General features: G+C 68.4%; 20 protein-coding genes. 8 read left to right on the top strand and 12 right to left on the bottom strand.

Translation table 11 applies throughout. The annotated features are described in order from the left end of the window. Positions 1–58 precede the first annotated feature (58 nt). The 4 genes from gatA (at position 59) to BM43_RS23370 (ending at position 4961) form a co-directional block, all read left to right on the top strand. Positions 59–1549, top strand: a complete 1491-nt coding sequence (gatA, locus tag BM43_RS23385) for an Asp-tRNA(Asn)/Glu-tRNA(Gln) amidotransferase subunit GatA (protein ID WP_036048818.1) — start codon at positions 59–61, stop codon at positions 1547–1549. A 3-nt stretch (positions 1550–1552) separates the two neighbouring features. Then, positions 1553–3028, top strand: coding sequence for an Asp-tRNA(Asn)/Glu-tRNA(Gln) amidotransferase subunit GatB (gatB, locus tag BM43_RS23380; protein WP_036048820.1), 1476 nt, complete (start codon positions 1553–1555; stop codon positions 3026–3028). 253 nt (positions 3029–3281) lie between these two features. After that, complete coding sequence (locus tag BM43_RS23375) at positions 3282–4121, top strand: PPK2 family polyphosphate kinase (RefSeq protein WP_036048822.1); 840 nt, start codon at positions 3282–3284, stop codon at positions 4119–4121. 66 nt (positions 4122–4187) lie between these two features. Beyond that, positions 4188–4961 (top strand): exodeoxyribonuclease III, encoded by a 774-nt coding sequence (locus tag BM43_RS23370; protein ID WP_013699728.1) that lies wholly within the window; start codon positions 4188–4190, stop codon positions 4959–4961. A gap of 120 nt (positions 4962–5081) precedes the next feature. On the opposite strand, the gene BM43_RS23365 is transcribed toward BM43_RS23370, so the two are convergent. Beyond that, complete coding sequence (locus BM43_RS23365; protein ID WP_036048824.1) at positions 5082–6140, bottom strand: NAD(P)-dependent alcohol dehydrogenase; 1059 nt, start codon at positions 6138–6140, stop codon at positions 5082–5084. Positions 6141–6381: 241 nt separating this feature from the next. On the opposite strand from BM43_RS23365, the gene BM43_RS23360 reads away from it, so the two are divergent. Next, a complete protein-coding gene (locus BM43_RS23360) occupies positions 6382–7332 on the top strand; it encodes an AraC family transcriptional regulator (protein ID WP_036039116.1) in 951 nt (316 codons plus the stop codon). Between the two features lie 72 nt (positions 7333–7404). Here the strand turns inward: BM43_RS23360 and BM43_RS23355 are convergent, their stop codons facing one another. The 7 genes from BM43_RS23355 to argB form a co-directional block, all read right to left on the bottom strand. Beyond that, on the bottom strand, positions 7405–8370 hold the full coding sequence (locus tag BM43_RS23355; protein ID WP_036048826.1) for a M48 family metallopeptidase: 966 nt from the start codon (positions 8368–8370) through the stop codon (positions 7405–7407). Beyond that, on the bottom strand, positions 8360–9676 hold the full coding sequence (locus BM43_RS23350; RefSeq protein ID WP_017920011.1) for an AmpG family muropeptide MFS transporter: 1317 nt from the start codon (positions 9674–9676) through the stop codon (positions 8360–8362). Before BM43_RS23350 ends, BM43_RS23355 begins: the two co-directional genes overlap by 11 nt. 9 nt (positions 9677–9685) lie before the next feature. Next, entirely contained in the window at positions 9686–10300 is a 615-nt protein-coding gene (metW, locus tag BM43_RS23345; RefSeq protein ID WP_013699723.1) for a methionine biosynthesis protein MetW, read from the bottom strand. Continuing rightward, complete coding sequence (gene metX, locus BM43_RS23340; protein ID WP_013699722.1) at positions 10297–11442, bottom strand: homoserine O-succinyltransferase MetX; 1146 nt, start codon at positions 11440–11442, stop codon at positions 10297–10299. Before metX ends, metW begins: the two co-directional genes overlap by 4 nt. A 281-nt stretch (positions 11443–11723) precedes the next feature. After that, a complete protein-coding gene (gene slmA, locus BM43_RS23335) occupies positions 11724–12473 on the bottom strand; it encodes a nucleoid occlusion factor SlmA (protein ID WP_036048829.1) in 750 nt (249 codons plus the stop codon). Then, positions 12440–13195 (bottom strand): pyrimidine 5'-nucleotidase, encoded by a 756-nt coding sequence (locus BM43_RS23330; RefSeq protein WP_036048831.1) that lies wholly within the window; start codon positions 13193–13195, stop codon positions 12440–12442. The genes slmA and BM43_RS23330 overlap by 34 nt, the downstream gene beginning before the upstream one ends. A gap of 104 nt (positions 13196–13299) precedes the next feature. Beyond that, positions 13300–14199, bottom strand: a complete 900-nt coding sequence (gene argB, locus BM43_RS23325; RefSeq protein WP_013699719.1) for an acetylglutamate kinase — start codon at positions 14197–14199, stop codon at positions 13300–13302. Positions 14200–14447: 248 nt separating this feature from the next. On the opposite strand from argB, the gene BM43_RS39300 reads away from it, so the two are divergent. From BM43_RS39300 to BM43_RS23315, 3 genes are all read left to right on the top strand, one after another. Next, on the top strand, positions 14448–14819 hold the full coding sequence (locus BM43_RS39300) for a cysteine-rich CWC family protein (protein ID WP_080742278.1): 372 nt from the start codon (positions 14448–14450) through the stop codon (positions 14817–14819). Between the two features lie 2 nt (positions 14820–14821). Then, positions 14822–16108 carry an ATP-binding protein gene (locus BM43_RS23320; RefSeq protein WP_036052934.1) on the top strand — a complete coding sequence of 429 codons (1287 nt, stop codon included), beginning with the start codon at positions 14822–14824 and terminating at the stop codon, positions 16106–16108. 65 nt (positions 16109–16173) lie between these two features. Further along, positions 16174–16716 carry a response regulator transcription factor gene (locus BM43_RS23315; protein ID WP_013699716.1) on the top strand — a complete coding sequence of 181 codons (543 nt, stop codon included), beginning with the start codon at positions 16174–16176 and terminating at the stop codon, positions 16714–16716. A gap of 95 nt (positions 16717–16811) precedes the next feature. Here BM43_RS23315 and hslU read toward each other — a convergent pair whose 3' ends face one another. The 4 genes from hslU to BM43_RS23295 all read right to left on the bottom strand — a co-directional run bounded on the left by hslU (position 16812) and on the right by BM43_RS23295 (position 21169). Beyond that, positions 16812–18155: an ATP-dependent protease ATPase subunit HslU gene (gene hslU / locus BM43_RS23310; protein WP_036048833.1), complete on the bottom strand. Its 1344-nt coding sequence runs from the start codon at positions 18153–18155 to the stop codon at positions 16812–16814. A gap of 10 nt (positions 18156–18165) precedes the next feature. Further along, positions 18166–18702 carry an ATP-dependent protease subunit HslV gene (hslV, locus tag BM43_RS23305; RefSeq protein WP_013699714.1) on the bottom strand — a complete coding sequence of 179 codons (537 nt, stop codon included), beginning with the start codon at positions 18700–18702 and terminating at the stop codon, positions 18166–18168. A 301-nt stretch (positions 18703–19003) separates the two neighbouring features. Continuing rightward, positions 19004–19420 carry an RNA polymerase-binding protein DksA gene (gene dksA, locus BM43_RS23300; RefSeq protein WP_013699713.1) on the bottom strand — a complete coding sequence of 139 codons (417 nt, stop codon included), beginning with the start codon at positions 19418–19420 and terminating at the stop codon, positions 19004–19006. A 666-nt stretch (positions 19421–20086) separates the two neighbouring features. After that, the gene (locus BM43_RS23295; RefSeq protein WP_036048835.1) at positions 20087–21169 is read right to left on the bottom strand and encodes a CobW family GTP-binding protein; all 1083 of its coding nucleotides are present in this window, start codon (positions 21167–21169) and stop codon (positions 20087–20089) included. Positions 21170–21280: the final 111 nt, after the last annotated feature.

The following is a 21280-nucleotide window of genomic DNA, read 5'->3' as shown; positions in this document are numbered from 1 at the left end:
GCCCGGCCCGGGATCGCGGCTCGCCGCGCTCGCTCAAGAATCCAGGAATCCTCCAGCAATGCATGCCAACAGCCTGACCGAACTGCGCGCCGCGCTCGACGCCGGCCAAACCTCGGCCGTCGAGCTCGCGCAGCTCTACCTGCAACGCATCGACGCGGCGCGCGAGCTCAACGCGTTCGTCCACGTCGATCCCGATCTCACCCTGGCCCAGGCGCGCGCCGCCGACGCCGCGCGCGCGGCCGGCACCGCCGGCCCGCTGGCCGGCCTGCCGATCGCCCACAAGGACGTGTTCGTCACGCGCGGCTGGCGCTCCACGGCCGGCTCGAAGATGCTGGCGAACTACACCAGCCCGTTCGACGCCACCGTGGTCGAGCGGCTCGCCGCGGCCGGCATGGTGACGCTCGGCAAGACCAACATGGACGAGTTCGCGATGGGCTCGTCCAACGAGAACTCGGCCTTCGGCGCCGTCAAGAACCCCTGGGACACCCTGGCCGTGCCGGGCGGCAGCTCGGGCGGCAGCGCCGCGGCGGTGGCCGCGCGTCTGGCGCCGGCCGCCACCGGCACCGACACCGGCGGCTCGATCCGCCAACCGGCCTCGTTCGCCGGCGTGACCGGCATCAAGCCGACCTACGGGCGCGTGTCGCGCTACGGCATGATCGCCTTCGCCTCCTCGCTGGACCAGGGCGGCCCGATGGCCCAGAGCGCGGCCGACTGCGCGCTGCTGCTCGACGCGATGGCCGGCTTCGACGCGCGCGACTCCACCAGCCTGGAGCGCGACGACGAGCAGTTCGGCCGCCATCTCGGCCAGGCCTGGACGCCCGAGGCGTCGGCCGGCCGGCCGCTCGAGGGCCTGCGCATCGGCCTGCCGAACGAGTATTTCGGCGAAGGCCTGGCGGCGGACGTGCGCGCGGCGATCGACGCGGCGCTCAAGCAGTACGAGGCGCTCGGCGCCACCCTGGTGCCGGTCTCGCTGCCCAAGACGGAACTCTCGATCCCGGTCTATTACGTGATCGCGCCGGCCGAGGCCTCCTCGAACCTGTCGCGCTTCGACGGCGTGCGCTACGGCCATCGCGCCGCCCAGTACGGCGATCTGCTCGACATGTACAAGAAGTCGCGCGCCGAGGGCTTCGGGCCCGAGGTCAAGCGCCGGATCCTGGTGGGCACCTACGTGCTTTCGCACGGCTACTACGACGCCTACTACCTGCAGGCGCAGAAGATCCGCCGCATCATCGCGCAGGATTTCCAGAACGCCTTCGAGCAGTGCGACGTGATCATGGGCCCGGCCTCGCCGAGCGTGGCCTGGGACCTCGGCGCCAAGGGCGACGATCCGGTCCAGATGTACCTGGCCGATATCTACACGCTGTCGGTGAGCCTGGCGGGCCTGCCCGGCATGAGCGTGCCCTGCGGCTTCGGCGCCGGCGCCAATGCGCGCCGCCCGGTCGGCCTGCAGATCATCGGCAACTATTTCAACGAAGCCCGGATGCTGCAGGTGGCCGACGCGTTCCAGCGCGTGACCGATTGGCACAAGCAAGTTCCGGCGGGGGTGTAAGACATGGCTCAGCAGTGGGAAGTCGTTATCGGTCTGGAGACGCACGCGCAATTGTCGACGGCGTCGAAGATCTTCTCGGGCGCCTCGACGCAGTTCGGCGCCGAACCCAACACCCAGGCCTGCGCGGTCGATCTCGCCCTGCCCGGCGTGCTGCCGGTGCTCAACCGCGGCGCGGTGGAGCGGGCGATCCGGCTGGGCCTCGCGCTCGGCTCGACGGTGGCGCAGCGCAGCATCTTCGCGCGCAAGAATTACTTCTACCCGGATCTTCCCAAGGGCTACCAGATCAGCCAGTACGAGATCCCGGTGGTGCAGGGCGGCCAGCTCACGATCCAGGTGCCGGCCAACGAGAAGGCGGGCAAGGACGCCTACTCGAAGACCATCAACCTGACGCGCGCCCACCTGGAAGAGGATGCCGGCAAGTCGCTGCACGAGGACTTCGCGGGCATGACGGGCATCGACCTGAACCGCGCCGGCACGCCGCTGCTCGAGATCGTCACCGAGCCCGAGATGCGCAGCGCCGCCGAGGCGGTGGCCTATGCCAAGGCGCTGCACGCGCTGGTGATGTGGCTCGGCATCTGCGACGGCAACATGCAGGAAGGCTCGTTCCGCTGCGATGCGAACGTCTCGGTGCGCCCGCTGGGGCAGGAGAAGTTCGGCACGCGCGCCGAGATCAAGAACCTGAACTCGTTCCGCTTCCTGGAGGACGCCATCAACTACGAGGTGCGTCGCCAGATCGAATTGATCGAGGACGGCGGCACGGTGGTGCAGGAAACCCGCCTCTACGATCCGGACAAGCGCGAGACGCGCTCGATGCGCAGCAAGGAAGACGCGCAGGATTACCGCTATTTCCCGGATCCGGACCTGATGCCGGTGGTGATCGACCCGAAGTGGGTCGAGCGCGTGCGCGGCGAGATGCCGGAGCTGCCGGCCGCGATGCAGCAGCGTTTCGTCGAGCAGTACGGCGTGACGCCCTATGACGCGGTGGTGCTGACCGCCAGCAAGGCGATGGCGGCCTACTTCGAGGCGGTGGTGGGCAAGGCCGGCGTGGCCAATGCCAAGGTGGCCGCGAACTGGCTGATGGGCGACGTGTCGTCGCTGCTGAACCGCGAGGGCATCGAGATCGACGCCAGCCCCGTGTCGGCCGCCCAGCTCGCGCTGGTACTGCAGCGCATCGCCGACGGCACCATCTCGAACAAGATCGCCAAGGAAATCTTCCAGGCGATCTGGGACGAGAAGGCCGGCGACGAAGCCGCCGCCGATCGCATCATCGAGGCCAAGGGGCTCAAGCAGATCTCCGACAGCGGCGCGCTGGAGGCGATCATCGACGAGGTGCTGGCGGCCAACGCCAAGTCGGTCGAGGAGTTCCGCGCCGGCAAGGAGAAGGCCTTCAACGCGCTGGTCGGCCAGGCGATGAAGGCGACCAAGGGCAAGGCGAACCCGGCCCAGGTCAACGAGCTGCTGAAGAAGAAGCTGGGCTGAGGCGGGGGCGGGCCACGGGCTGCGGCATCGTTCGCCGCCGGATCGCCGGGCGCGGGATCGACCGCGGCGAGGTTGCCGGTTGCCGGATCGCCCGCCGCAGGGTCGCCTGCCGCTTCAACGGGCCGCTGCCGGGCCGGGTGTCCGCGGCGGCTCGTTGCGTTATGCTCGTTGGTTCGTGTCGCGGCAGCGGCCATGCCGGCAGCGTCCGGCCCGCCGCGCCCGCGACATCCCGAACCCGTTCCAGGAGGCAGTGATGGCGAAGCCAGTGTCGCTCGACGATTTCCTCGTGCCGTTCCACACCGACGAGAAGGCCGCGGCCGCGTTCCAGCTCGATCGGTTCGAGCCCGGCGCCAAGCCGTTCTCGGCGGGCTCGAAGGATACCGACCGGGCGCGCCTGTCCGAGCTGTCGATGAAGATCGACGCGCTGCAGGACATGCTGCACACGCAGCCGCGCAAGCGCCTCCTGCTGGTGCTGCAGGGCATGGACACCAGCGGCAAGGACGGCACCGTGCGCGCGGTGTTCCACGAGGTCGACCCGCTCGGCCTGCGGGTGGTGCCGTTCAAGGCGCCCACCTCGGTCGAGCTGGCGCACGACTTCCTCTGGCGCGTCCACGCGCAGGCGCCGGCCGCCGGCGAGCTGACCATCTTCAACCGCAGCCACTACGAGGACGTGCTGGTGCCGCGCGTGCTGGAGAGCATCGACAAGGCCGAATGCGAGCGCCGCTTCCGGCAGATCCGCCAGTTCGAGGAGATGCTGCACGAATCGGGCACCACCATCGTCAAGTGCTTCCTGCACATCTCCAAGGATGAGCAGCGCGAGCGCCTGCAGTCGCGCATCGACGATCCGAACAAGCACTGGAAGTTCGACGTCTCCGATCTCGAGGCGCGCAAGTACTGGGACGCCTACCAGATCGCCTATCGCGACGCGCTGGCCGCCACCTCGGCGCCGCATGCGCCGTGGTACGTGATCCCGGCCGATTCCAAGACGCATCGCAACGTGATGGTCGCCGAGCTGCTGCTGCGCGAGCTGACCGCCATGAAGCTGGCCTATCCGCCCGCCAAACCCGAACTGGAGGGCGTGAAGGTCGAGTGAGCCGCCGCCCGGATCACGCGTTGCGCCCCAACCCACGAACCGAACAACACTGAACGGAAACACATCATGCTGCGTGTCATCACGGCGAACCTGAACGGCATCCGCTCGGCCGCGAAGAAGGGCTTCTTCGACTGGCTCGGCGACCAGAAGGCCGACTGCGTCTGCGTCCAGGAAATCAAGGTGTCGGCCGACGACCTGCCGCCCGAGTTCGCGGCGCCGCACGGCTTCACCGGCCATTTCCACCATGCCGAGAAGAAGGGCTACAGCGGCGCGGGCCTCTACACGCGGCGCGAGCCCGACGACCTGATCATCGGCTACGGCAGCAGCGAGTTCGACAGCGAGGGGCGGTATGTCGAGGCGCGCTACGGCAAGCTGTCGGTGATCTCGGTCTACGTGCCCTCGGGCTCGAGCGGCGAGGAGCGCCAGCAGGCCAAGTTCCGCTTCATGGCCGAGTTCATGCCGCACCTGGCCGAGCTGAAGGCGAAGAAGCGCGAGGTGATCCTCTGCGGCGACGTCAACATCGTCCACAAGGAAATCGACATCCGCAACTGGAAGAGCAACCAGAAGAACTCGGGCTGCCTGCCCGAGGAGCGCGCCTGGCTGACCCAGCTGTTCGACGAGGTCGGCTACGTCGACGTGTTCCGCACGCTCGACCCGCGCCCGGATCAATATACCTGGTGGAGCAACCGCGGCCAGGCCTACGCGAAGAACGTGGGGTGGCGGATCGACTACCAGATCGCCACGCCGGGCGTGGCCGGCACCGCCAAGCAGACCTCGATCTTCCGCGATATCAAGTTCAGCGACCACGCGCCGTTGACGGTCGACTACGACTACAAGTAAGCGCGAGGCCGCTCGATGAAACGGCGCCGCCGGGATGCCTCCCGGCGGCGCCGTTCTGCTTTCGCGGCGAGGCTGGCGCGCTGCCAGGCGGCAGCGCTTCACCTCATGATTTGCCCGACCTCAGGCCGCCTGCTTCAGCGAGGCGATGTCGATCACGAAGCGGTACTTCACGTCGCTCTTGAGCATGCGCTCGTAGGCGTCGTTGATGTCCTGGATCTTGATCATCTCGATGTCCGAGGCGATGCCGTGCTCGGCGCAGAAATCGAGCATCTCCTGCGTCTCGGCGATGCCGCCGATCAGCGAGCCGGCCAGGCGGCGACGCTTGAGGATCAGGTTGAACACCTGCGGCGACGGATGATCGTGCTCGGGCGCGCCCACCAGCGTCATGGTGCCGTCGCGCTTGAGCAGGTTCAGGAACGGGTTGAGGTCGTGCTGCGCGGCCACCGTGTTGACGATCAGGTCGAAGGAGTTGAGATGCGCGTTCATCTGCGCCTCGTCCTTCGAGATCACCACTTCGTGCGCGCCCAGGCGCTTGCCGTCCTCGATCTTCGAGGGCGAGGTGGTGAACAGCACCACGTGCGCGCCCATCGCGCGGGCCAGCTTCACGCCCATGTGGCCGAGGCCGCCCAGGCCGACGATGCCGACCTTCTTGCCGGGGCCGGCGCCCCACTGGCGCAGCGGCGAGTAGGTGGTGATGCCGGCGCACAGCAGCGGCGCGGCGGCGGCCGGGTCGAGCTTGTCCGACACGCTCAGCACGAAGGCCTCGTCGACCACCACCTGCGAGGAGTAGCCGCCGTAGGTGATCTCGCCCGTCACGCGGTCCTGGCCGTTGTAGGTGCCGACGAAGCCGTTCTCGCAGTATTGCTCGAGGCCGTCCGCGCAGCTCGGGCAGGTGCGGCAGGAATCGACCAGGCAGCCGACGCCGACCATGTCGCCGGTCTTGAAGCGCGTCACTTCGGGGCCAACCGCCGTCACGCGGCCGACGATCTCGTGGCCCGGCACCACCGGGTAGACCGAGTTGCGCCACTCGTTGCGCGCCTGGTGCAGATCGGAGTGGCAGACGCCGCAGTAGAGGATCTCGATCTGGACGTCGAGATCGCGCAGCGCGCGTCGCTGGATTTCGAGGGGGGCGAGCGGCGCAGTCGCGCTCTGCGCCGCGTAGGCGTAAGTCGTGCTCATTGAGGAGGCTCCTTACCATGGGAATCGAAACGATTCGCGCGGCCGCTGAAACCGACGACCCGGAGGATCCGGGAGGCCGCGGCGAAACGGGTACCCATGGTAGGGACGGGGCTGGGGCCCCGATATACCTGAAGGTCTTGAAGCTTTGCCTATTCCTCTTGAATTGTGCATATGCAACACGCGGGGGCCTGCCGCGGTGCTAGATTGCAAGCCTGATCCTATTACGGCCATGGGACGCGCAATGAGCTTCGAACCCCTGATACCGGATGGCGACCTGCGCGTGCAGCAGCGCATCATCGAGCTGCTCGGCCAGCTCGCCCCGAACGACGGCTACACCGATGCCGCGCTGGAAGGCGTGCGCTTCATGCGCGTGAACACCTCCACGCCGCGCTGCCCGGTGCTCTACGAGCCCAGCATCGTGATCGTCTGCCAGGGCCGCAAGATCGGTTATGTCGGCGATCGCACCTTCGTCTACGACGAGCGCCAGTACCTGGTGATGTCGGTGCCGCTGCCCTTCGAGTGCGAGACCTTCACCGCGGAACACGGTCCGTTCCTGGCGATCTCGGTGCGCATCGATCTCGGCGTGATCGCCGAGCTGGCGATGCTGCTGGAGGAAACCCACGGCGCGGCCGTCAGCGAGCCCGACAGCATCTGCTCGACGCCGCTCGGCGCGCCGCTGGCCGACGCGGTGCTGCGCCTGCTGGAGGTGCTGCAATCGCCGCACGACACGCGCGTGCTGGGCCCTTCGATCATGCGCGAGATCGGCTATCGCGTGCTGACCGGCGAGCAGGGCGACGGGATCCGCGCGGCGCTGGCCCAGCAGCATCACTTCGGCCGCATCGCCAAGGCGCTGCGCCGTATTCACATGCATCTCGAGGGCGAGCATTCGGTCGACATGCTGGCGGCCGAGGCCGGCATGAGCGCGGCCGTGTTCCACGCGCATTTCCGCCGCGTGACCGGCACCTCGCCGATGCAGTACGTGAAGGCCACGCGCCTGCATCACGCGCGGCTGCTGCTGGTGCAGCACGGTGTGAGCGCGGGCCTGGCGGCCGCGCGCGTCGGTTACGCGAGCGCCTCGCAGTTCAGCCGCGAATTCAAGCGCATGTTCGGCCGCAGCCCCGGCGACGAGGTGCGCTGGGTGCAGGCCTCGCGCGGCCTGGTGGCGAGCGACGAGACCGTCGAGGTCGAATGAGAAGGGCGCGCCGCGCGGCGCGCCCGATGCGCATCATCATCGAGGTCGGTGAATCGACGCTCCCGGGCGGCTTCAGCGCAGTCGCGTCTTGCGCTGCACCGCGCTGATGCCCGCATAAGGCGGCAGCGTCTCGACGCGCTTGCCGATCGCCTTCGCATACACCGGCATCCAGTCGCCCAGCCGCTTGAGCAGGTCCTGCCGGCGGCGCTTGTCGTAAGGGTGGGCGTAGATGAAGCCGTGCGCGCGGTCGCCGCGCGTGGCGGCGGCGAGCTTGTCCCACAGCGTGATGGCCGCGCGCGGATCGAAGCCGGCGCGCGCCGCGATGTCGCCGCCGATCACGTCGGCCTCGGTCTCGTCGGTCGGCCCATAGCGCAGCGCGGCGAGCCGCTGGGCAATGTCGGGCAGCGCCGGCAGCGGCTCGGTCAGGCCGTACAGCGAGGAGATTGGATTGGCGCCGAGCGTGGCGGCCACCCGCATGTCGCCGAGCCCCTCGCGCGCGTGCTCGCGCAGCGCATGCGCCATCTCGTGGGCGAGCAGCACCCCCCATTCGTTGTCGTTGAGCCTGAGCCGGTCGAGCAGCCCGCTGTCGACCAGCAGCTTGCCGCCCGGCAGGCCGACGATGCGCGTGCCGCGCGAGCGCACCACGTTGAGCTCCCAGTGCCAGCCCTTGACGCGATCGTTCCATTTCACCGCATAGGGCGCGAGCCGGTCGACGAAGCCGCGCAGCCGTCGCACGCGCGCGTTGTCGGCGGGCAGCAGCGTGTTCGATTGCGCGGCGGCCTGCACCATCTGGCGGTATTGCGCGGTGGTGATCTGTTCCAGGACCGGCGAGGGGATCAGGTTGCGGAACGCGAAGGCATTGCCGTATTGCACGCCGGGCTGGGCCGGCGCGTAGCCGGCGGCATGCTGGGGCGCGGCGGTGGGCGCTGCCGACGGTGCCGCGGCGGCCGCCTCGCTTGCCGCCAGCACCGGCGCGGCACAGGCCAGCAGCAAGCCGGCGGCGGCCGTGCCGAGGACTTTCGCGAACTCAGCCGGCACGAGCCGCCTCGTCCTGCGCGCGGCCGCTGCCCCAGGGCGCGACCTTGAACAGCAGCAGCATGCCCGGGATGCCGAGCGCGGCGCAGACCAGGAAGTAGTCGAACCAGCCGATCCTCGCCACGATGAAGCCGCTGGAGGCCGAGGCCAGCGTGCGCGGCACCGAGGCCAGGCTGGTGAACAGCGCGAACTGGGTGGCGGTGTAGCGCGGGTCCGTGGTGCTGGCGATATAGGCCGTGAAGGCCGCCAGCGTGAGCCCGGTGGAGAAGGTCTCGAAGCCGTACACGCCCGCCATCAGCACCGGGTCGGGGCCGGCCTCGGCCAGCCAGGCGAAACCGAGCGTGGAGGCGATCTGTATCAGGCCGAAGATCCACAGTCCGCGCGCGATGCCGATCTTGACCAGCCAGATGCCGCCGAGGATGCCGCCGGCCAGGCTGGCCCAGAACGCGGTGGTCTTGGCCAGCACGCCGATCTGGGTCTTGTTGAAGCCGATGTCGAGGAAGAACGAGGTGGACAGCGTGGTGGCCATCACGTCGCCGAGCTTGTAGACGAAGATGAAGCCGAGCACCAGCAGCGCGTTGCGCCAGCCGCCGCGCGCGAGGAATTCGCGGAACGGCAGGATCACCGCGTCGCGCAAATTCTTGGGCGGCGCGCCGTGCATCTCGGGCTCGCGCACCAGCAGCGTCATCGCGATGCCGGGCAGCATGAAGGCGGCCGTCACCATGAACACGAGGGTCCAGGGCAGGTGGTCGGAGAGGATCAGCGACAGCGAACCCGGCACCAGCGCGGCGATCTTGTAGGCGTTCACGTGCACCGCGTTGCCGAGCCCCTGCTCGGTGTCGCGCAGCAGCTCGCGCCGGTAGGCGTCGATCACGATGTCGGAGCTCGCGCCGAACAGGGCGACCAGGGTGGTCAGTGCCGCCACGGTCCAGATCGAGTCGCGCGGCGAGACGAAGCCCAGGGTGGCGATCGCCGCGGCCACCAGCAACTGGGTGACGAACATCCAGCCGCGCCGGCGGCCCGGGCGCCAGCCCGGCAGGCGCGGCACGTAGCGGTCCATCAGCGGCGCCCAGAGGAATTTCCACGTATAGGGAAACTGGATCAGCGCGAACAGGCCGATTTCCTTCAGGTTGACCCCTTCCGAACGCAGCCAGGCCTGCACCAGGTAGACCAGCGTGAACAACGGCAATCCCGAGGTGAAGCCGAGGAACACGCAGATCAGCATGCGCGTGTTCAGGAAGGCTCGCCAGCCGGGATGTGCGTCGTGCGCGGCCAGCGCGGGTGCGTCGTGCTGCTCGGGAGAGGTCATGAAGGGTCGTCAGGGATGGCTTCGCTTGACGCGATAGACAGCAAGACTACCACGCCAGTTCGCGCCCCAACGGACCGGCTGGCCGCCGTGCAGCACGGCCCGATCGAGGATCTCGATGCCCACCTCGGGCGCCAGCGCCTCGAAATCCTTGATGGTCAGCACCCGCACGTTGGGGGTGTTGTGCCACTGGTAGGGCAGCGATTTCGACACCGGCATGCGCCCGCGCAGCACCGACAGACGGTGCGCCCAGTAGCCGAAGTTCGGGAACGAGACGATGCACTCGCGGCCCACGCGCACCGTCTCGCGCAGGATCGCCGCGGTCTGGTGGATGGTCTGCAGGGTCTGCGAGAGGATCGCGAAATCGAAGCTCTGGTCCTCGAACAGGCGCATCCCGTCCTCGAGGTTCTGCTGGATCACGTTGACGCCGTTCTTCACGCAGCCGAGCACGCCCGCGTCGTTGATCTCGATGCCGTAGCCGGTCACCTCGAGCTCCTCGGCCAGCAGCGCGAGCAGCGAGCCGTCGGCGCAGCCGAGGTCGAGCACGGTCGAGCGCGGCTCGACCCAGCGCGCGATGGCGCGGAAGTCCGGCCGCGCGGACAGCATCGTCAGGGCCTGCTGGTTCATGCTCCCACCTCCACGGCGATACGTTCGTAATAGGCGCGCACCACGTTGTGGTAGCGCGCGTCGTCGAGCAGGAACGCGTCGTGGCCGTGCGGCGCGTCGATCTCGGCGTAGCTGACCTGGCGGCGGTTGTCGAGCAGGGCCTTGACCAGCTCGCGCGAGCGCGCCGGCGCGAAGCGCCAGTCGGTCATGAAGCTGGCCACCAGGTACTTGGCTTTCGTCTTCGCGAGCGCGGCGGTGAGGTTGCCGTCGTAGGCCTTGGCCGGATCGAAGTAGTCGAGCGCGCGCGTGATCAGCAGGTAGGTGTTGGCGTCGAAGTACTCGGCGAACTTGTCGCCCTGGTAGCGCAGGTAGGACTCCACCTCGAACTCGACGTCGAAATTGAAGTTGTAGGCGTCGAGCGCGCCGTCGGCGCGGCGCAGCGCGCGGCCGAATTTCTCGGCCATGTCGTCGTCGGACAGGTAGGTGATGTGGCCGATCATGCGCGCCACGCGCAGGCCGCGGCGCGGGATCACCTGGTGCGCGTAGTAGTTGCCGCCGTGGAAGTCGGGATCGGACAGGATCGCCGAGCGCGCCACCTCGTTGAAGGCGATGTTCTGCGCCGAGAGCTTGGGCGTGGAGGCGATCACCATGCAGTGCGCCACGCGATCCGGGTACATCAGGCTCCAGGCCAGCGCCTGCATGCCGCCCAGGCTGCCGCCCATCACCGCGGCGAAGCGCTCGATGCCGAACGCGTCGGCCACGCGCGCCTGCGCGTTGACCCAGTCCTCCACCGTCACCACCGGGAAGCGCGCGCCATAGGGCGTGCCGGTGGCCGGGTCCAGGCTCATCGGGCCGGTCGAGCCGAAGCAGGAGCCCAGGTTGTTCACGCCGATCACGAAGAAGCGGTTGGTGTCGAGCGGCTTGCCCGGGCCCACCATGTTGTCCCACCAGCCGGTGCTGCGCGGGTCGTCCGCGTAGATGCCGGCCACGTGATGCGAGGCGTTGAGTGCGTGACAGACCAGCACCGCGTTCGAGCGCGCGGCGTTCAGCTCGCCGTAGGTCTCGACGACGAGCTGGTAGTTGCCGAGCACGCTGCCGCTTTGCAGCCGCAGCGGTTCGGCGAAATGCATGGTCTGAGGAGCGACGATGCCGATCGATTCCATTCGTTCCGCCTTGTTGACTGGGCGGCTAAACGGTGTCGGCGATGCGCGGAGTCGAAGTTGCGCGGCTGACGACCTCTTTAGCCGCATTTGTAGTGAACCCGCGGTGTTCCGGTGGGTTCGCGCGCCCGCAATCGAGTCAGCAAATCGGCGCGTTCTTCGGGTGTCGTCGCGCCCAGGGCGGCGACGAGCCGGGCAAAGTATAGCGGAAATCGGCGCGGCGGTTGCGCGCGGGCAGGGCAGGGCAGGGCAGGGCGGGGCGGGGTGGCCTCCCGCCCGCCGCCTCAGCGCAGGATCAGCTGCAGCTGGATGTCGGCCTGCTCGGCGGGCGACTTCGTGAAGCCGCTGCGCGCGTAGCGATGCCAGCGGCCCAGCACGTGGGTGACCAGCAGGTTGGCGCGCAGGGCCGGGTCGTAGCCGGCCGGCTGGAGCGGCGTGCCGGCCTCGCCGGCGGCGCCTGCCGCGCCCGTCGGGCTGCGGGTCGGCTGCTCGCCGTCGCCGTCGTCCCTGGCCGCCAGCGCGAGGCGCAGGCACTGCCGCACCGAGGCCTCGACGCGCTCGAGCATGCGGTCCACGCGCTCGCCGAGCCGCTCGTGCTCGCCTACCAGCGCCTCGCCGGTCAGCACCCGCGTCATGCCGGGGTTGCGGGCCGCGAAGTTCAGCAGCATCAGCCCGATCGCGCGCGCCTGCAGCACGCCGTCGGGCTCCTTTTCGAGGATCTGGTTGATCAGGCCGAAGATGGTGGTCTCGATGAACTCGATCAGGCCTTCGAACATCTGCGCCTTGCTGGCGAAATGCCGGTACAGCGCCGCCTCCGAGATCTCCAGCCGGGCCGCCAGCGCCGCGGTGGTGATCTTCTCGCGCTTGGGCGCCTCCAGCATCGCCGCCAGGGTCTGCAGGATCAGCACCCGGCGTTCGCCCGGCTTGGGCCGCGTGCGGCCGCGCGGCGCGGCGGCCCCGGTGGTGCCCGGGCTGCCGTCGGCGGTGGTCTCGTCGTCGTTCAAGGCCGCGTGGCGCGGTTCAGTCGGCTGCATTTCTGTCGCCCCGATCGTGTGCTCAGTCGCAGCGATTGTAGCGAAGCAATACGACGATCGACATAGTGCGGCCGTCCCGCGCGCGGCTGATGGTCGGGCAGGTGCCCGGTGATCCAGATGGTGCGGATGCCCAGGCGCTTGTAGCGCTTCAGGTGCGAGCGCGTGTCCTCCACCAGGATCGCGTCGGCCAGTGCCACCCGCGCGTCGCGCATCGCGCGGCGCAGCATGGTGGCGTCGGGCTTGGCGCGCCAGGCGCGGCGGTCGCGCATCTGCTCGATCGCGATCACGCGCTCGAAGTGCCGCTCGATGCCGAGCTCGGCCAGCACCGCGCGCGCATAGACCTCGGGCGCGTTGGTCAGGATCAGCTTGCGCCCGGGCAGCGCGGCCAGGCGGCGCGCCAGCCCGCGCTCGGCGCGCAGCATCGAGGGCAGGTCCTCGAAGGTGTGGACCACCTTCAGGAAATCGTGCGGATCGACCGGGTGATGGCGCGCCAAGCCCAGCAGGGCGGCGCCGTAGCGCTGCGTGTAGTAGGTGCGCAGATGGTCGGCACGGGCCCGGTCGACCTGCAGCGTGTCGATGATGTACTGCGTCATCGCCGTGTTGATCGCCGGGAAGACCGCGTGCGAGGCGTGGTGGAGCGTGTTGTCGAGATCGAACAGCCAGACCGGGCGGCCGGCCAGGGGGCGCCGGCGGCGGGGGCGGCGCGCGAGGCGCGCGTCCATGTCTGCGCCGGGGCCGCTGGCGGCCGGCGCGGCAGGCCGGGAGTCCGCCGGCCCGCTGGCGGCGCGCGGGGCCGTGGAGCCCGCGCGGCGGGGAACGCGCCCGCTCAATGCGAGCGGATCATCGTGCCGAACGGCTGCTCGGTGAGGATCTCGAGCAGCACCGAGTGCTCGATGCGGCCGTCGACGATGTGCACCGACTTCACGCCGCTCTTGGCCGCGTCCAGCGCCGAGGAGATCTTCGGCAGCATGCCGCCCGAGATCGTGCCGTCCTCGAACAGCGCGTCGATCTCGCGCGCCGAGAGGTCGGTCAGCAGGTTGCCTTCCTTGTCCATCACGCCGGGGATGTTCGTCATCATGACGAGCTTCTCGGCGTTCAGCACGGTGGCCAGCTTGCCGGCCACCAGGTCGGCGTTGATGTTGTACGACAGGCCGTCCTCGCCGAAGCCGATCGGCGAGATCACCGGGATGAAGGCGTCGTCCTGCAGCGCCTTGACCACCGCCGGGTTGATCGCCTCGACCTCGCCCACCTGGCCGATGTCGATGTACTGACCCGGATTGTCGCGATCCGGCATCATCAGCTTGCGCGCGTGGATCAGGCCGCCGTCCTTGCCCGTGAGGCCCACCGCTTGGCCGCCGAAATGATTGATCAGGGTGACGATGTCCTGCTGCACCTCGCCGCCGAGCACCCACTCCACCACTTCCATGGTTTCCTCGTCAGTGACGCGCATGCCCTGGATGAAGGTGCCCTGCTTGCCGATCTTTTTGAGGGCGGTGTCGATCTGCGGGCCGCCGCCGTGGACGATCACCGGGTTGATGCCGACCAGCTTCAGCAGGATCACGTCGCGCGCGAAGCCCTGCTTGAGGCGCTCTTCCGTCATCGCGTTGCCGCCGTATTTGATCACCACGGTCTTGCCGTGATAGCGACGGATGTACGGCAGCGCTTCCGCGAGGATTTCGGCTTTCAGCGTGGGAGCGATCTGCGAGAGGTCGATGGGATCGGACATGGCTCGGACTCGGGTTCGGGGCGGTTGAAACGTGAAGCGGGACGGCGAAACACGGCGAATTGTACACAACTGGCGCAGTGCAGCATGCGGTTTTTGGGCATTCTCGGCGATTCGGGGGAAGCTTGCGCCAGCCCGGTTTCGACGCGGTTTTTATGCGACAAAAGGGCGCGATCGGCAGGGCGCCGCTGAGGCAATCGCGGGCCGGCGCGCTATGCTTGTCGGATTGTTCCCCAGCCATCCGCGCGACGATGCCACGACCCGCCGCAACCGCCGTTTCAGCCAGCCGCAGCGCGCGGCGCGCCTGCTCGGGCGTCTGCCCGAACTGCGCCGCCGCGTTCGACTGCGGCGCGCCGCAGGCGGGTTCGGCGGCTGGCGCTTCGGCCGGTGCCGAGCCGTTCGTCTGCTGGTGCGCGGCGCTGCCGCCGCTGCGGCCTGCGGCCGATGCGACGGCGGGGTCGGCCCAGGCGGCTCAGTCGCCCCAGGCGAGCGGCGCCTGCCTCTGTCCCGAATGCCTGGCCGCCGCGCTCGCCGAGCAGGCCGCCCGCGCCGCCGGCATTCCCGCCGCGCCGCTCGAAGGGAAGCCGGCCGCTCCCGCCCCACGGAGTAAACTGCGCCGATGATGATGCAACGAATCACCACCACCGGCCGCGTCAACCTCGGCAACCTGTTCTGGCTGCGCACGCTCGCGATCATCGGCCAGCTCGTCACGATCGCGGTCGCCCAGGTGTTCTTCGGCGCCAACCTGCCGCTGCCCGCCATGCTCAGCGTGATCGCGCTGGAGGTGGTGTTCAACGCGCTGACCTGGCTGCGCGTGCTGCGCGCCCGCCCCGAAACCAACTTCGAGCTGATGGGCCAGCTGTGGGTCGACATCGGCGCGCTCTCGGCCCTGCTGTTCCTCTCGGGCGGCACCACCAATCCCTTCGTCTCGCTCTACCTGCCCTCGCTGGCGATCGCGGCCGCGGTGCTGCCGTGGCACCTGATGGTCTGGCTGGCGGCCTTCTCGGTGGCCTGCTATTTCGCGCTCGGCTTCAATTCGGTGCCGCTCAACCTCGACAATCCCGCCAACCTGTTCGACTACTACCGCGCCGGCCAGGGCGTGAACTTCCTGGTCTCGGTCGGCCTGATCGCCTGGTTCGTGGCGCGCATGTCGAATGCGCTGCGCCAGCGCGACGCCGCGCTCGGCGAGGCGCAGCAGCGCCTGCTGCGCGACGAGCGGGCGGTCGCGCTGGGCGTGCAGGCTGCCACCGTGGCGCACGAGATGGGCACCCCGCTGTCGACCATCGCGATGCTGACCGAGGAGCTGCGCGACGCGGCGCGAGACGATCCGGGCCTGGCGCGCTACGACGCCGATCTCAAGGTGCTCGACGAGCAGATGACGCAATGCACCTCGGCGCTGGCGCGGCTGCGCAGCCGCGCCTCGGGGCCGGCCGCGCGCGAGAGCCTGGCCACCTGGCTCGACACCTTCGGCCGTCACTGGCGGCTGCGCCATCCGCATGTCGAGTTCGAGCAGATCGGCGCGGGGCCGGCCGGCCTGGAGCTCGAGGATACCGTCGCGGTCGGCCAGATCCTCACCATCCTGCTCGACAACGCGGCACGCGCGAGCCGCGATCGCGTGACCCTGCAGGCGCGGCTCGCGCGGCAGGGCGAGCGCGACACGATCGTGTTCGAGGTGGTCGACAACGGCCCCGGCATCCCGCCCGCGCTGCGCGAATCGCTCGGCACCGCGCCGGTCGACAGCACCCAGGGCGGCCATGGCGTCGGCCTCTACCTGGCCTTCAGCGCGGCTTCGCGGCTGGGCGGCACGATCGAGCTGGCCGACGCCGCGCCGCGCGGCACGCGCGCCCTGCTGCGGCTGCCCGTGACGCGCCAGGCCGCGAGCGCGGACCCATCGGCGGGGCTGATCGCCTGAGCGGCCCGCCCATGCCGCCTCGCCCCGCCACCGCTTAACCATACGCTGACCCGAAGGAGAAAACGATGAGCGACAACCACTTCCTCGTCATCGACGACAACGAGGTATTTGCCGGCACGCTGGCGCGAGGCCTCGAGCGTCGCGGCTATCTCGTCCAGCAGGCGCATACGCGCGATGCGGCGCTGAAGCTCGCGAGCGCGTCGAAATTCGAGTTCATCACGGTCGACCTGCATCTCGGCGAGGATTCGGGGCTGTCGCTGATCGCGCCGCTCTGCGACCTGCAGCCCGATGCGCGGATCCTGGTGCTGACCGGCTACGCGAGCATCGCCACCGCCGTGCAGGCGGTCAAGGACGGCGCCGACAACTACCTGTCCAAGCCCGCCAACGTGGAATCGATCCTCGCCGCCCTGCAGACCAACGCCAGCGAGGTGCAGGCCGAGGACGCGCTGGAGAACCCGGTGGTGCTGTCGGTCGACCGGCTCGAATGGGAGCACATCCAGCGCGTGCTGGCCGAGAACAACAACAACATCTCGGCGACGGCGCGCGCGCTGAACATGCATCGGCGCACGCTGCAGCGCAAGCTGGCCAAGCGGCCGGTGCGGCAGTAAGCGGCCGGCGCCGGCGGTAGCGCCGGCGCGGCGCATGAAAAAAGGGCGCCCCGCTCGACGCGGGTCCGCCCTTTTTTTCATTCCTGCGGCGTTTTTTACAGCACGTAGCGCGACAGGTCCTCATCCTTCGAGACCTCGCCGAGCGCGCGGTCGACATAGGCCGCGTCGATCGTCACCGCCTCGCCGGCGTGATTGCCGGCCGCGAACGAGACGTCCTCGAGCAGCTTCTCGATCACGGTATAGAGGCGGCGCGCGCCGATGTTCTCGGTCTTCTCGTTGACCGAGAAGGCGATCTCGGCGAGGCGCCGGATGCCGTCATCGGCGAACTCGAGCTGCACGTCCTCGGTGGCGAGCAGGGCCTGGTACTGCTTGACCAGGCTCGCGTCGGTGGCCACCAGGATCGACTCGAAATCCTTCACCGACAGCGAATCGAGTTCGACGCGGATCGGGAAGCGCCCCTGCAGCTCGGGGATCAGGTCGCTCGGCTTGGACAGGTGGAAGGCGCCGCTGGCGATGAAAAGGATGTGGTCGGTCTTGATCATCCCGTACTTGGTGTTGACCGTGGTGCCCTCGACCAGCGGCAGCAGATCGCGCTGCACGCCCTGCCGCGACACTTCCCCGCCGCCACCCTCGTTGTTGCGCGAGGCGATCTTGTCGATCTCGTCGAGGAACACGATGCCGTTCTGCTCGACGTTCTGCACCGCGCGCGTCTTCACTTCCTCGTCGTTGAGCAGCTTGGCGGCTTCCTCGTCGCTTAGCAGCTTCAGCGCTTCCTTGATCTTGACCTTGCGGCGCGTCTTCTTGCCGCCGCCGATGTTCGAGAACATCGAGCGGATCTGCTCGGTCATCTCTTCCATGCCCGGCGGCGCCATGATGTCCATGCCGACCTGCGGCTGCTCGATGTCGAGCTCGACCTCCTTGTCGTCGAGCGCGCCCTCGCGCAGGCGCTTGCGGAAGGTCTGGCGCGTGGCGTTGTTGTCGTCGTTGGCGGTCTCGCTGTTCGAGCCGAAGCCCACCGCGCGCGGCTGCGGCAGCAGGATGTCGAGGATCCGGTCCTCGGCCTGGTCCTGCGCCTTCGAGCGCACCTTGCGCATTTCCGATTCGCGGGTCTGCTTGACGGCGATCTCGATCAGGTCGCGCACGATGCTGTCGACGTCGCGCCCCACGTAGCCGACCTCGGTGAACTTGGTGGCCTCGATCTTGATGAAGGGCGCGTCGGCCAGCTTGGCCAGGCGCCGCGCGATCTCGGTCTTACCGACGCCGGTCGGTCCGATCATCAGGATGTTCTTGGGGGTGATTTCCTGGCGCAGCGGCTCGGCCACCTGCTGGCGGCGCCAGCGATTGCGCAGCGCGACGGCCACCGCCTTCTTCGCCTTTTGCTGGCCGATGATGTGCTTGTCGAGTTCCGAGACGATCTCGGCAGGGGTCATGGTGCTCATGTCGGCGTCCTTACTCGATCGTTTCGATGATGTGGCTGTGGTTCGTGTAGATGCACATGTCGCCGGCGATGGTGAGCGCCTTCTTGACGATCTCGCCCGGCGACAGCTCGGTGTTCTCGGCCAGCGCGCGCGCGGCCGCCTGCGCGTAGGAGCCGCCCGAGCCGATCGCGCAGATCCCGCCTTCCGGGTCGAGCACGTCGCCGTTGCCGGTGATCACCAGGGTGGTGGTCTTGTCGGCCGTGATCAGCATCGCCTCCAGGCGGCGCAGCATGCGATCGGTGCGCCAGTCCTTGGCGAGTTCGACGGCGGCGCGCGTCAGGTTGCCCTGGTGTTTCTCGAGCTTGGCCTCGAAACGGTCGAGGAGCGAGAAGGCGTCGGCCGTGCCGCCGGCGAAGCCGACCAGCACCTGGTTGTTGTAGATGCGGCGCACCTTGCGCGCGCCGCCCTTCATGACGATATTGCCGAGCGTGACCTGGCCGTCGCCGCCGAGCGCGACCTGCTCGCCGCGGCGCACGGAGACGATCGTCGTGCCGTGATATTGCTCCATCTGCGTTCCTTCAGAGAATCCGGGGAGGACGCGGGGGTGCGGGGCACCGCCGCCCTGGCGACGCGCGGCGCGGCCACCGGGGCGCACCACGCGTATTGCAGACATGTTAGGGCAGCCGAGGCGATATCAAGAGCGGAAATGCCCGAAGCGGCGCGGGCGCGGGCGCCGGCGGCCGGGGCCGCGGGCAGGCGCAACGCAGGCCGGGCAAGGAAGGCGGCCCGAAAAACAAAAAGCGCGCGGCAAGCCGCGCGCTCTGTCGAAGCAGCGTGAGGTGGCGCGGGAAGCGGCCGCGCCGGGCGGATCAGTCGCCGAACAGCTTCTGGCGCAGCTCGCGGCGCTCCTGGGCTTCCAGCGAGAGGGTGGCCGTCGGACGCGCGATCAGGCGCGGAATGCCGATCGGTTCGCCGGTTTCCTCGCACCAGCCGTAATCGCCGGAATCGATGCGCGCGAGCGACTGCTGGACCTTCTTGAGCAGCTTGCGCTCGCGGTCGCGCGTGCGCAGCTCGAGTGCGTGTTCCTCTTCGATCGTCGCGCGATCGGCAGGATCCGGCACGATCACCGTTTCACGCAGGTTCTCGGTCGTCTGGCCCGCATTGCGGAGGATTTCCGCCTGCAACTGTTCGAGCCGATTTTTGAAGAACGCGAGCTGATCGTCATTCATGTAATCCTTCTCGCTCATCTTCAGGATTTCGGCTTCGGTCAAGAGTTTGTTCGTCATCTGCTTGCTTCTTCAATGTGCGGCAAATCGCGAGATATTGCCCGCACTTTGGGATTACCCGCAACGGCCTTTGTCATGGTTTGCCAATCATTTGCCGTTGTCGGGGCCGAAAGCCTCCGGTACCGTTAGCCCGGTACCCCTGGTCCGGCCCGCTCGCGCCGTGACGCGATCCGCGGTGCTTCCCGCGCCCGGCCCGAAGCCGGCTTGCGGGGGCGATGCCGGTATTGCCCGGCGAGTCATGCAAGAACCGGGCCTGTTACTGCCGCCATCCAGTGGGCACGTATTGTAACTGAATCGCTTCGCCGCTCAGCATCAGGGGATTCCACCGCCGTGCCGCCCCGATATCCTAAAAATATAACCTGCAAAGCGCGAAAAAGCGATGACGGGATCAAATCGCGTGCCCGCCCAGCCGGTGCGGCGCCAACCGAAGGATGCGCGAGGCGGAAACAGGGGCGGCGAAGGGATGGCGGCAGGCTGGCCGGCGAGCGGGAGGGTGGCCTGGAATCGGCCAGGGATCAGCCGCGAAAGCGGGCGGCGCCGATGCGCCAAACGGTCGGCGCGAGCGCGGCGCGGGCGACCTGCGCGGGTGACCAGGTTACGCGGCGCGAAGCCGCCGCGGCACGGGCCGGACCCGCCGCGCGCGGCGGCCGGCCCGGCCCGTCGCGATCAGGCGAGGCAGGCGTCGAGGCCGTCGGTGATCAGGTCCTGCGGCAGGTCGATGCCGATGAAGACCATCTTGTTGGTCTTCTTCTCGATCGGCATCCACTTGCCGGCCAGGTCGCTGCCCATCATCTGGTGCACGCCCTGGAACACCACCTTGCGGTCCACGCCCTTCATGTAGAGCACGCCCTTGTAGCGCAGCAGGCGCTCGCCGTAGATCTGCAGGATGCCGCCGAGGAAGTCCTCGAGCTTGGTCGGGTCGAAGGGGCGGTCGTTGCGATAGACGAAGGACTTGATCTTGTCGTCGTGGTGGGCGTGGTGATGGTGGTGGCCGTGACCATGCTCGTGGTCGTGCTCGCAATGGCCGTGGTCGTGATCGCAGTGCGCATGGTCGCCGTGGTCATGGCCGTGTCCATGGGCGTGGTCGTGCTCGTCCTCGACCAGGAAATCCGGATCGATCTCGAGCTTGGCGTTCAGGTTGAAGCCGCGCAGGTCGAAGATTTCCTTGATGTCGGCCTGGCCGAAGTCGACCTGGCGGATCGCCGCCTTCGGGTTCATGTGCATCAGGCGGTGCTTGAGCGAGGCCAGCGCCGCCTCGTCGACCAGGTCGGCCTTGGTGATGAACAGGCGATCGGCGAAACCGACCTGGCGCTGCACCACCTCGTGCTCGTCGAGCTGGGCGTTGGCGTGCTTGGCGTCGACCAGGGTGATGATCGCGTCGAGCAGGAAATCGTCGGCGATCTGGCTGTCGATGAAGAAGGTCTGCGCCACCGGGCCCGGGTTCGCCAGGCCGGTGGTCTCGATCACCACGCGGTCGAAATCGAGCTTGCCCTCGCGCTTGCGCGCGGCCAGGTCCTCCAGCGCGCGGGCCAGGTCGCCGCGGATCGTGCAGCAGATGCAGCCGTTGCTCATTTGGATGATCTGCTCGTTGCTGTCCTGCACGAGGATCTCGTTGTCGATGTTCTCTTCGCCGAACTCGTTCTCGATCACGGCGATCTTCATGCCGTGCTGTTCGTTCAGGATGCGCTTGAGCAGGGTGGTCTTGCCGCTGCCGAGGAAGCCGGTGAGGATGGTGACTGGGGTGGCCATGTCGATCGCCTTGGTTCGTGAAACGGGGTCAAAACTGCCGGAATCTGGGTGCGCACCGGCCTGCCGGCGCGCACGCGGAACCACCTATTGAAACATAGTTGTCAAGCGCCC

Source organism: Burkholderia gladioli (assembly GCF_000959725.1).
In the GTDB taxonomy this organism is placed as follows: Bacteria; Pseudomonadota; Gammaproteobacteria; order Burkholderiales; family Burkholderiaceae; genus Burkholderia; species Burkholderia gladioli.
Note: the sequence above shows the minus strand (reverse complement) of the source record. Positions and strands in the feature narration are given on the sequence as shown.

Bases quoted from the DNA above. Each gene is read 5' to 3' on its own strand.
- gatA (WP_036048818.1), top strand. From the start codon at position 59: ATGCATGCCAACAGCCTGACCGAACTGCGCGCCGCGCTCGACGCCGGC.
- gatB (WP_036048820.1), top strand. From the start codon at position 1,553: ATGGCTCAGCAGTGGGAAGTCGTTATCGGTCTGGAGACGCACGCGCAA.
- BM43_RS23375 (WP_036048822.1), top strand. From the start codon at position 3,282: ATGGCGAAGCCAGTGTCGCTCGACGATTTCCTCGTGCCGTTCCACACC.
- BM43_RS23370 (WP_013699728.1), top strand. From the start codon at position 4,188: ATGCTGCGTGTCATCACGGCGAACCTGAACGGCATCCGCTCGGCCGCG.
- BM43_RS23365 (WP_036048824.1), bottom strand. From the start codon at position 6,140: ATGAGCACGACTTACGCCTACGCGGCGCAGAGCGCGACTGCGCCGCTC.
- BM43_RS23360 (WP_036039116.1), top strand. From the start codon at position 6,382: ATGAGCTTCGAACCCCTGATACCGGATGGCGACCTGCGCGTGCAGCAG.
- BM43_RS23350 (WP_017920011.1), bottom strand. From the start codon at position 9,676: ATGACCTCTCCCGAGCAGCACGACGCACCCGCGCTGGCCGCGCACGAC.
- metW (WP_013699723.1), bottom strand. From the start codon at position 10,300: ATGAACCAGCAGGCCCTGACGATGCTGTCCGCGCGGCCGGACTTCCGC.
- metX (WP_013699722.1), bottom strand. From the start codon at position 11,442: ATGGAATCGATCGGCATCGTCGCTCCTCAGACCATGCATTTCGCCGAA.
- slmA (WP_036048829.1), bottom strand. From the start codon at position 12,473: ATGCAGCCGACTGAACCGCGCCACGCGGCCTTGAACGACGACGAGACC.
- BM43_RS23330 (WP_036048831.1), bottom strand. From the start codon at position 13,195: ATGGACGCGCGCCTCGCGCGCCGCCCCCGCCGCCGGCGCCCCCTGGCC.
- argB (WP_013699719.1), bottom strand. From the start codon at position 14,199: ATGTCCGATCCCATCGACCTCTCGCAGATCGCTCCCACGCTGAAAGCC.
- BM43_RS39300 (WP_080742278.1), top strand. From the start codon at position 14,448: ATGCCACGACCCGCCGCAACCGCCGTTTCAGCCAGCCGCAGCGCGCGG.
- BM43_RS23320 (WP_036052934.1), top strand. From the start codon at position 14,822: ATGCAACGAATCACCACCACCGGCCGCGTCAACCTCGGCAACCTGTTC.
- BM43_RS23315 (WP_013699716.1), top strand. From the start codon at position 16,174: ATGAGCGACAACCACTTCCTCGTCATCGACGACAACGAGGTATTTGCC.
- hslU (WP_036048833.1), bottom strand. From the start codon at position 18,155: ATGAGCACCATGACCCCTGCCGAGATCGTCTCGGAACTCGACAAGCAC.
- hslV (WP_013699714.1), bottom strand. From the start codon at position 18,702: ATGGAGCAATATCACGGCACGACGATCGTCTCCGTGCGCCGCGGCGAG.
- dksA (WP_013699713.1), bottom strand. From the start codon at position 19,420: ATGACGAACAAACTCTTGACCGAAGCCGAAATCCTGAAGATGAGCGAG.
- BM43_RS23295 (WP_036048835.1), bottom strand. From the start codon at position 21,169: ATGGCCACCCCAGTCACCATCCTCACCGGCTTCCTCGGCAGCGGCAAG.